This is a genomic window from Acidaminococcus sp., assembly GCF_050873445.1.
Lineage (GTDB): Bacteria > Bacillota > Negativicutes > Acidaminococcales > Acidaminococcaceae > Acidaminococcus.
On record NZ_JBNMIU010000065.1, the window covers coordinates 1 to 9,799 of the forward strand.

Consider the following 9,799-nt stretch of genomic DNA (forward strand, 5'->3'; position numbering starts at 1 on the left):
CGTCTGCATTATCGATGGCATGGTTTGTCTAACAAGCTTGAAGGATGTCAGAAAAGATGATGAATCTTGTACATCGATTCGTTTTTTATGCCTGATTTTTTTAGTTTTGTGTCCAATTTTTGTTGACAAGTGCAACACATACACAATGGATAATATTTATAACTAAAGACAAAGAGACCATTAAATTTAAGATATACTCACATAGCACCCAATAGGGATATACATAGGATAGCTACAGGGGAACTACATAGGGAGAAAATTAATAATAATAATAACACTTATATTGTCCTCATATAAAGGACTTATGTACATTACTACGAGAATACCAATAACTAAAGACCCCTTTAGCAATGATGATGATGATTAATGATAATTAATAACTGCACTCTTTTAGAATACCAATCAATACATGAGACCTATAAAAGAATTATGAAAGACCCTATTTAGAAATCTCACGTAAAGAATTCTATAGAGTATTTCTTTTAATACTTTTATATATGGAATACTCTCTTATAATAGTCTTAGACTTTTTCCTTTTTTCCCCTCTTCCCCCTTATAGTGTGCCAATTAAATTCACCCAGTATCCATGCGGGTTTCCGGGCTTTTAATTGGAACAGGCATCATCCATATAAGAGATTCCTTGAAAGACCTGATAAAAGAGAATCTATAATAATTATTATCTTTGGTATTAATCTTTAGTAATTATTATCTTTGGTATTGCTCTATGGTAGTTGTGGTCTTTGGTACTCTATAGTAGTTGTATTATATTGACTCAATAAAAAGACAGATGAAAAGAACCATATACTTTATCATAGTAAAGAACTGAATCATTTTAACAATCTTTTTAAGACTTATTTATGGGGACAAATAGAACCTAAAATGCCCCCAAAATAAGTAAATAAGTAAGGGAGAATCAGGGCTTTGCTCTTTGGCTCTTATAATAAATAAATACTATAATCTTTAGGAGTGTCTCAAAACGCCCCCAAAAATTTTTTAGATATATCTTTCTTAAGGTTACTGTATATTATTTATCCATGCTTCTAATAACCCTCTCATACGCTCTGAAGGGATATAAACATTAACACGTAACTCACTATCAGCAACTCTTAAATTAGACCTCCAAAGAAATTGTATGAGCTCATTCAAGGCCCAATTATCTGTATCTATAACAATTCCCTGAGCTTTCCAGAAAGAGGCTTTAAAAGGATTCATATACCTGTTGATAGGGTAAATCACATTGGTACGGTTGCTATAATCATTGGTGGCTCTTGTATTACAGGCTGTCCAATTCGTTTTGCTGATACCATGTTTAGGAATCTTTAAAGCCTTCATACTATCTTTAAAGGAAGTCCATAAGATAGAGCTACAAGAATACTCCCTAATACATTTATCCATGTAGGACTTTATTTTCTTAAGCTGTTTTGGTTTGGCCTTATTGGTATACCAACTATAGGATAGCCCCTTAGAAGGAATCTCCTTGTACTCTCTATCAAAGGTCTCCAATAAATGCGGTTCCTTACAGATATTCAAGCGTTTATATCCTTTGGGCTTCTTGTCTATGTAGCCCCTTTTAAAGAGTGAATCATTAGTAATAGGGTTTCTATCAATATGATAATATTCTATAGGGAATCGAAAGAGCTCACAGTAGGCATGAAAGGGGGAGTAACGGACTCTATAACTCAATACCGTAACGGACTTAAACATAGACCATAGTTCAGGATTCATGAGAATTATAAAGGGGTTTTCTTTTCCACCCTGATAGGCTTCTTTTGAAAGGTAAACAGTATAACCAGTGAAAAAATCCCTATAGTGCCTATAGATAACCGATAAATCTTCAGGAGCTGTCCAATGGATTCTATTACTGTCAGTATCTATAGCAATAATATTTCGTTCCTTCATTTCCTCAATGTCAGAAGGGGTTAAAGAAGGTAATTTCTCTAAAGGAGAATCTTTTATATCTATCTCTATAGAGGGCTCTTCATCAATGAAAAGACTATAGGAGTATTTCCCTTTAGTAGAAGATTCCTTCAGTGTCTTAAATAGTTCATTGATTTTCATTTCATAGAATCTATGAGTAGTGATAATATTTTCCCCTCTTTCAATAGCATCAAGGGTATCTCTATTTTTCCGTCCTTCAATAGTTGCCATATAGGCATCTATACCGCCCTCTTTCAGAGCATTATAGATTCTTTCACATTCAGTCACTAAAGGAACCATAACAATAAATCTCTTTCCCCCCTCTAGGGGTGCTGTAAAGGGGTTGTTATAGTTAGTCTCTAGGTGGTTTATTAGGGCTGTAGTCTTTCCCTCTCCTGTGGGTGCGTCCACAACTCCGATTGTTATTATTTTATTATCCATTGTGTTTTCTCCTAATTAAAAAAAAATAACTCCTGATGAGATTTCCTTAGGACTATCTATTAGAGATACATAAATAGGGAGCTAATGAGAGATACTCCTAAAGAAATTTAAAAAGGAGAGAAACTACTTACTATATTCAGTTGTCAGAGTTAATCAGTCAGACCATAAGAAGAAGCAGAAGGATAATTAGTATCTTCATTTTTTGCCTCCTCTAGTAACAATAATGCTTCAAGCTGTAATCTAATCCCATTGTTATTCCTGTTGATATGATAGGGGACAGGCTTAAAGCAAATTTGGACTTTACTACCTACAGGAATAGGAGTATCAGAGGGCTTTAATCTATCTCCCTTTGAGTTGAACAATTGAATATTAATGGGCTTTTCCTCATGAGTTGTACGATCTATATAAGATACCTTAGAAGCAAATTTAAACCGTACAGAATTATCTTTGCCTTCTTTCAAAGAAATATTGGGTTCTTTTTTCCATGGTTTCCCTGAGAACTTAGGAGCCTGTTTAGCTTCTTCAAGGACTTTCAATAATTCACTTTTTAGAGCCTGAGTCCCTTCTTTGGTAAACTCTACCTGAATAGAATAGTTGTTTGTGGGCTGTCCATTAAATTCCTCTGGCTTATCCAGATAGGCCCAATAGGCTTTTCCTACAGGTGTGACTATTCTACCTCTGTTAATCTTCTTGATAGTGCTGTACTTCTCATTGTCGGTGTTTGTGGTGTTCATGATTCTTTGTCTCCTTCCTTTTCATTGTTTTCTTTGGCTGTTTGCTTAAGATTGTCTGTGGGTATACCTTATGGTATATCTCTATATAGTGTGCCAATTAAATTAATGTTTCAAAAGTTTACTTTTAGACAGAGGGAATTTAGAGGTATTTTTACGTGTCTAAAAGTTAGATAAAGAGTATTAAAATATATCAAAAATAAGATTGACATTTTGAAATATACGAATTAGAATTAAATCATCACAAGAAATGAAAACAAAGGGAGTGAAAGACAATGGCTAATGTGTGTTATATCAGAGTATCCACCAAAGACCAAAACACAGGGAGACAACACGCCTGCTTTACTGAAAAAGGAATTAAGATTGATAAGACCTATGAAGAAAAGATAAGTGGGAAGGACAGACAAAGACCACAGTTAAAAGCAATGATGGAATATGTGAGAGAGGGAGATACAGTATATATCGAAAGTATCAGCAGACTGGCAAGAAATACTTTAGACTTTCTTAACATTGTGGACGAACTCACAAAGAAAAAGGTAAACCTTATTAGCCTTAAGGAACAGATTGATACCACCACACCACAGGGAAGGTTTATTCTTCACATATTTGCTTCTCTGTCTGAACTGGAAAGGGAGACCATAAGACAGAGACAGAGAGAAGGAATTGATCTTTGTATTGCAGAACATAGGCCCTATGGCAGACCAAAGGTGCTTATTGATGATACATTTAAAGAAGCCTATAAGGAATGGAAAGCAGGGAATATGACAGCAGTACAGGCAATGACCAAAGCAGGGATGAAGCCCAACACGTGGTATAGAAGAGTCAAAGAGTTTGAAGGGAGATAGAACCAAATAGAAACCAATACAATAGAGGAGGGAGCCATTAGATTAGTTCCCTCTTCCTTTTTATCCACCTTGATAGGCTTCTTTCTGGTGTTCCCTGTAGCCCTTCATAAAGAAATAGCAAAACGATATGATTCACTATATAGAGAAGGGACTAGAGGGGGAATGAAGGAAATTCAAGCAGACTCAATAGGGCTCACAAAATTTTTACACAAAAATGGGGCTTGCAATAGGAGCTCTAATTATGTTATGCTGTCCTCATAGAAGAGTTAGGAAGATTCTGGAATACAAGTAGTGTCTAATTGCTTCTGTATGTACTTTAAAAGGGCTAAAAAGTGGCTTCTACTCTACACTTTTTCTTACTTAGTGTTTCTGTACTAGTGGGTAGGTTTTTACTTTCGAGAGTTCGAATCTCTCCCACTCCGCCACAAAATTCTTTATAGCGTCTAAAAGCGCTTAGAGACTGATTAAGGACACCTTTCGGGGTGTCTTTTTTCGTTGTCTGAAAGTCCCGGACCACGCAAGAGTAAAATCTATTTCGCTCCTTTCTTGCACCTTTTTTCTCCACACGATATAATATACAGAATATACACTTGTCTTCCATATCGTTTGTAAAGGAGCTTTCCCATGTCCCGTGCTGCCTTTTCGGAGTCCCATCCGGATTCCTTTATCCATCATCATTTAAACTATTTCCTGCCTGCGGTATACACCATCACCGACTGGCTGATGATCCTGCTGGCAGAGGTTCTTTCGTACCATCTGCGCTGCGCCATCACCGGCAATACCCATCTGCACATTGCCTGGCTGAATGCCTGGGTGGCCTTTCCGCTGCTGTTCATCCTGTTCTTCCGCCAGGCCGGCATCTATACCAGGCGAATGGGGTACTGGAAACTGATGGAATGCATCTGCCGGGGCTGTACCTATGCCACTGGCGCTATTGTGGTGTTCGTGTACATGTCCCATATTGCCACCAGCACTTCCCGGCTGTTCATCGGCTTTCTCTGGATCTTTGCGTTCCTGCTGGTGACACTCTCCCGGTATTTCATCGCCCATCTGCTGAATTGGGCCGGGGTGGGGAGTATACCGATGCTGCTGGTGGGGGCCGGTAAGACAGCCAGGCTGATCCTCCAGGGCATTCGGGACGATGTAGGCCTGAACTATAACGTCATCGGCTATGTGGATGATGCCGGGCCCCAGCCGGAAAACGCGGGGAACCTGCCCTGCCTGGGAACCTTTGCACAGGTGACGGAGGTCATCGACCGGACCGGCGTACAGGATGTGTGCATTGCGGCGCCGGGCCTGACGCCGGATAAGCTGAATGACCTGATGCATATGATCCAGCCCCATGTGCGGAACCTGGGATTCGTGCCCGATCTGATCGGCCTGCCGGTGAACGGGGTAGAAGTGGATTCCCTGTTCAATGAACGGCTGATGCTCATGAGCCTGAAGAATAATCTGGCCCGGTCTTACAACCGGGTCATCAAGCGGCTGTTCGATCTGGTGCTGACTTTGATCGGCGTGGTACTGCTGAGCCCTGTGTTCCTGGCACTGGCCGTTTTGATCAAGCTGGATTCCCGGGGCCCGGTGATTTTCGCCCATCAGCGTATTGGCAGGGACGGAAAGCTGTTCCCCTGCCTGAAGTTTCGGACCATGTGCGTGGATGCGGACCAGAAGCTGAAGGAATATCTGGCTGCCAATCCGGAGGCCCGGAAGGAATGGGAAGCGGAGTTTAAACTGAAGGACGATCCCCGGGTGACCCGGGTGGGGAAAGTGCTGCGGAGGACCAGCCTGGACGAACTGCCCCAGCTGTTCAACGTACTGGCAGGTCAGATGAGCCTGGTGGGGCCCCGGCCCATCGTAACGGCGGAAATCCCCAAATATGGGCCCTACATCAAGGATTTCTACATGGTATGGCCGGGCATCACGGGCATGTGGCAGGTGAACGGCCGCAGCGATACCACCTATGACGAACGGGTGCAGATGGATTCCTGGTATGTGCGCAACTGGGGCGTGTGGCTGGATATCATGCTGCTGTGGCGGACTTTCGGGGTGGTGCTGAGCCATAAAGGGGCCTACTGAGGCTCCTTGACAAGGCTGCCGGGCGTGAGATATACTTAATACATTGACTAGATGGAGGAATGGCCGAGTGGTTTAAGGCACCAGTCTTGAAAACTGGCGATCCCGCAAGGGGCCGGGGGTTCGAATCCCTCTTCCTCCGCCACCATTTTTGGAAGTAACCGTAAACGTTCAAGAAGTGAAAAGTCCTGCAGCTGTGCGGGCTGTGGGGTTTCAAGCAATTTGTAGGCGTTTCCGGTTGCTTCCTTTTTTGTGCGCCAATGGACTTGCCGGCTTTCAGCAAAATGAAGGCGGTGTATGTGCACCCGCAATTTTCAGTCAGCTCTGAATTCATGGACTGATGATATTGCTGGCCGGGAACAGAAGGGAAAATCAAAACAGATGCAAAGAAAATGGAGAAAAAAAGGCAGAAAAGCAACGAAGAATATGAGCGCTGCGGTTGTTGCGGCGTTGCTTCTGACTGTATGCGGGGGGGGGGCAGCTGTATGCAAAGGAATATTATTATGGTGAGTGGGGCTATAATGATGATGGTTATACACGCTGGGATGCAGACGGAAGCACAATCTGGGATGATGCCAGTTCGACAGCAATTTTGCATACAGATAAAAGTATAGGCCGTGTATATACTTTTATAAATTCCTTTATAAATTTCCGCCCTGCGGAAGGACACTTTATCTCATTAGCTTCACCTTACTCTTCTTATTCTGTCAAAGGAGCAACGGAAAAAGAAAAGCTAACACTTACAGGGGATATAGTTTCTACAAATGCGAACAGTATAACTGTTAAAAATTTGGGCGAATTAAGAATCACCCAAGGTACATATGGCCTTGACGCAACATATGGCAATCAGACCAATGGACTGGGTGGTCTTTATATTGAAAATGTCAAAATTGTCGATATTTCCGGAACAGTGGGTGCTGTTTATGGGGATGCCCGGGCTAAAATAGAACTGAAGAATATCGGTAAGCTGTCTTTGTCCTCTGATATTCGTCGTAAGACGGAATATGATAATTATACTGGCAATGAACCGATTGATAATACGATTTTCTGTACTTATGGCAGTAAAGTCGACATCAACGCCAAAGAAGTCCTGCTAAAGGCCAATGGCCGTGCGATTGTGGCTACGGCAGGTGATGTAGATAATGTCAATACTCTTGAAACTTCGTGGGAAACGGATATGCCGTTTCCTGTCGTCAGGATTTTGAGCGATACCCTTACCATTGAAGCAGCTACCCAGGGAAAGAGTGCGGCAGCCGTGTACAGTGATGCCGGCGGGATCATTCAGCTGGGCAGCGAGGATAGGAAAATCCAAAAACTTCTCTTTGCTGAAGATGCAGGGGCGAATATGAACCTGTACAGTGATTCCTATATGTATGAGGAAAAACACAACACTGCCAATGACAGATACAGCAAAACTATTGCAGAGGGGAAAACGGCCGATGATTACATTCTGCATCCTTCTACGATTGAGGTACATGCCGATGAGGCGGAATTCCATCTACGATTGAGGTACATGCCGATGAGGCGGAATTCCATGCCAATACCAATGCAATCAATGCCAGAAACAATTCCCGCATCAGCGTAGATGCCGCGAAAGCGGATATCAATAATAACTATGGGAACGTTGCGACCGTCAGCTCCAGCGGCGGTTCAGAAGTAACCATTACCGGGGAAGATATTTCTATTATCAACCATAATACCAATTATATGAATCAAGGGGAAGTGACTGAACGCCAAAATGCGAAAGTGGCCATTGCAGGCGGCGGTGAGGTAAATCCTTCCCGTAAAGACCTGGCGGAAGAATTTGATAAAGATGATAAAGAAAAAAAAGATACGGCTGGCAATATCCGGATCGATGCCAGCAAAACACTGCAGGTCGATGGGGATGTGCTGATGAATGAAAAACCAGCAGATGCAGACGGCAATTCGGTCGTCATCAACGAGAACAATACAACGGCTCTTGTCAACATGACCAGCAATATTTATACCAACAACGGCAATACGGTCCAGCTGAATCTGGGCGATGGCAGCGCAGTTCGACAAGAGGACAAAAAGGGCAAGTCGTCTCTGACCGGTGCGATTTTGGATGCTGCGTCGGCAAAACAGGGCTTTGCCTTTCAGGATGCGAATTTTTCTGAAAAAGGCACGCAGCTGAATATGCACGATGCGTCCTGGTATGTTACGGATAACAGCGAAGTGTCTGCCGTGAATATGAACGGCAGCAGCCTGCTGGATCTGACGCACGGCAAGGGATACCAAAAGGTAAAAATCAATACGCTTTCCGGCCCAGGTACGATCAAGATGGATTTCGATGACAGCAAGATGAGCAGGGATGGCTCTACGGCTGACAAATTATTCATCAACAACCACGAGAGGACGCAGTACATATATCTCCATGAGGCAAACAACAGGAAAACCTTGACGGGGAATGCGGAAGGAACGGTGCTGGCGAGTGTCGTGAATGAAAAAGGGGCGTTCAAAGCGGCTTCTGATGATGCCCTGACATGGCATACGTATGCACTGGACCACAAGAAAAGTGATACAGAAGGCTATACGGTGGACTGGTATCTGAAGAAAGGAGAAAGCACGCCTGAACCGTCACCAAATCCACCCGAACCTTCACCGGCTCCGCAGGGACCCGTCCGTTCCGCAGCGGCTGTGCTGCAGGCCGGCAATTTAAATTACTATTTATGGCGGGATCAAAATGAGCGCCTGACCAAACGGCTGGGAATGTACTGCTTTGATGAAGACCGGGAAGGCCTGTGGGCAAGGATGAGCAGTTCCAGCATTAGCAGTGGCGGTATCTACGGCAGTGATGCCAGGGTGAAGACGTATACGCTGGGATATGATTTTAAACATCATGCAGCGGAGCAGCACACAGCGGACGGCAAAAAAGACGTGGACTTCATCGGCGTGGCTTTTTCGTATATATCCGGCAAAAGCCATATGAACGGATACAATGTGTATGATGATCTGCGTGTCAATGGCGGTTCTGGCGATCTTCGCGGCGGCTCTGTCACAGTGTACCATACCCATATTTCCAATCCGGGACTGTACAGGGACTATACCGCACGCTACAGTTCCTATGACAATGATTTCAGATTTGACGGCGTAAACGGTTCTGTGAAGAGCCGGGGCCTCCAGCTGGGGGCAGAGTTCGGATACCGCTGGGAGAACCACAGAGGCGTCTTTGTGACTCCCAACGCCCAGTTCACGCTGGGCAGGCTGTATAATCGGGAGTTTACCACCTCTCGTGGCGTCCATGTGGCATCCGGACATGTGAACAGCGCTGTTGCCAGCCTGGGTGTGGATGCAGGGAAGAAGTTTTCCAGACAGGGACAGTTCTATGCCAAAGTACGGTACAACAGGGAACTGGGAGATACAGTGCACGCTGCCTTGCAGCAGGACCAGGCATCGCTATCCTGTGACGGCGGCAGCAACCGCCAATGGTGGGAATATGGTGTGGGCGTAGATTTCAAGACCGGAAAGGCAACCCATGTCTATATGGATGCTGAACGTGCCAACGGCAGCAATTTCCAAAAAGACTGGTCCTGGCGTATCGGGATGCGCTTTGATTTTTGACATCGTTGGGAAATCATAAGAAAAAGGACAGGAACTGTGAAATCACTTTTCATAGCTCCTGTCCTTTTTTATACTGTACCCATAAGTATGGACACTTTTTAAGAGTAGTACCTACCCACAAAATTGGACAGCCTACAATTTGAATCCTTTAAAATTGACGTGTTCATTTTAGACCCAACCTATTGAACACAATCATGTGTATGTGGTATC

6 protein-coding genes and 1 tRNA gene are annotated in these 9,799 nt (G+C 43.6%); 5 read left to right on the forward strand and 2 right to left on the reverse strand.

Features of this window, described 5'->3' with window-relative positions; translation table 11 throughout:
* Window positions 1-1,014 precede the first annotated feature (1,014 nt).
* Both ACR0QW_RS09855 and ACR0QW_RS09860 read right to left on the reverse strand, forming a co-directional pair.
* Window positions 1,015-2,358 (reverse strand): DEAD/DEAH box helicase, encoded by a 1,344-nt coding sequence (locus ACR0QW_RS09855; protein ID WP_432643494.1) that lies wholly within the window; start codon window positions 2,356-2,358, stop codon window positions 1,015-1,017.
* A 149-nt stretch (window positions 2,359-2,507) separates the two neighbouring features.
* Window positions 2,508-3,092: a hypothetical protein gene (locus tag ACR0QW_RS09860; protein ID WP_432643495.1), complete on the reverse strand. Its 585-nt coding sequence runs from the start codon at window positions 3,090-3,092 to the stop codon at window positions 2,508-2,510.
* A gap of 272 nt (window positions 3,093-3,364) precedes the next feature.
* Here ACR0QW_RS09860 and ACR0QW_RS09865 point away from each other — a divergent pair, with 272 nt between their 5' ends.
* The 5 genes from ACR0QW_RS09865 (at window position 3,365) to ACR0QW_RS09885 (ending at window position 9,589) form a co-directional block, all read left to right on the forward strand.
* Window positions 3,365-3,934, forward strand: a complete 570-nt coding sequence (locus ACR0QW_RS09865) for a recombinase family protein (protein ID WP_432643496.1) — start codon at window positions 3,365-3,367, stop codon at window positions 3,932-3,934.
* Window positions 3,935-4,558: 624 nt separating this feature from the next.
* A complete protein-coding gene (gene wbaP, locus ACR0QW_RS09870) occupies window positions 4,559-6,010 on the forward strand; it encodes an undecaprenyl-phosphate galactose phosphotransferase WbaP (protein WP_432643497.1) in 1,452 nt (483 codons plus the stop codon).
* Window positions 6,011-6,063: 53 nt separating this feature from the next.
* Window positions 6,064-6,152, forward strand: a tRNA-Ser gene (locus ACR0QW_RS09875).
* A 447-nt stretch (window positions 6,153-6,599) separates the two neighbouring features.
* Entirely contained in the window at window positions 6,600-7,592 is a 993-nt protein-coding gene (locus tag ACR0QW_RS09880; protein ID WP_432643498.1) for a hypothetical protein, read from the forward strand.
* A 137-nt stretch (window positions 7,593-7,729) separates the two neighbouring features.
* Window positions 7,730-9,589, forward strand: coding sequence for an autotransporter outer membrane beta-barrel domain-containing protein (locus ACR0QW_RS09885; protein WP_432643499.1), 1,860 nt, complete (start codon window positions 7,730-7,732; stop codon window positions 9,587-9,589).
* Window positions 9,590-9,799 lie beyond the last annotated feature (210 nt).

Bases quoted from the DNA above. Each gene is read 5' to 3' on its own strand.
- ACR0QW_RS09855 (WP_432643494.1), bottom strand. From the start codon at position 2,358: ATGGATAATAAAATAATAACAATCGGAGTTGTGGACGCACCCACAGGA.
- ACR0QW_RS09860 (WP_432643495.1), bottom strand. From the start codon at position 3,092: ATGAACACCACAAACACCGACAATGAGAAGTACAGCACTATCAAGAAG.
- ACR0QW_RS09865 (WP_432643496.1), top strand. From the start codon at position 3,365: ATGGCTAATGTGTGTTATATCAGAGTATCCACCAAAGACCAAAACACA.
- wbaP (WP_432643497.1), top strand. From the start codon at position 4,559: ATGTCCCGTGCTGCCTTTTCGGAGTCCCATCCGGATTCCTTTATCCAT.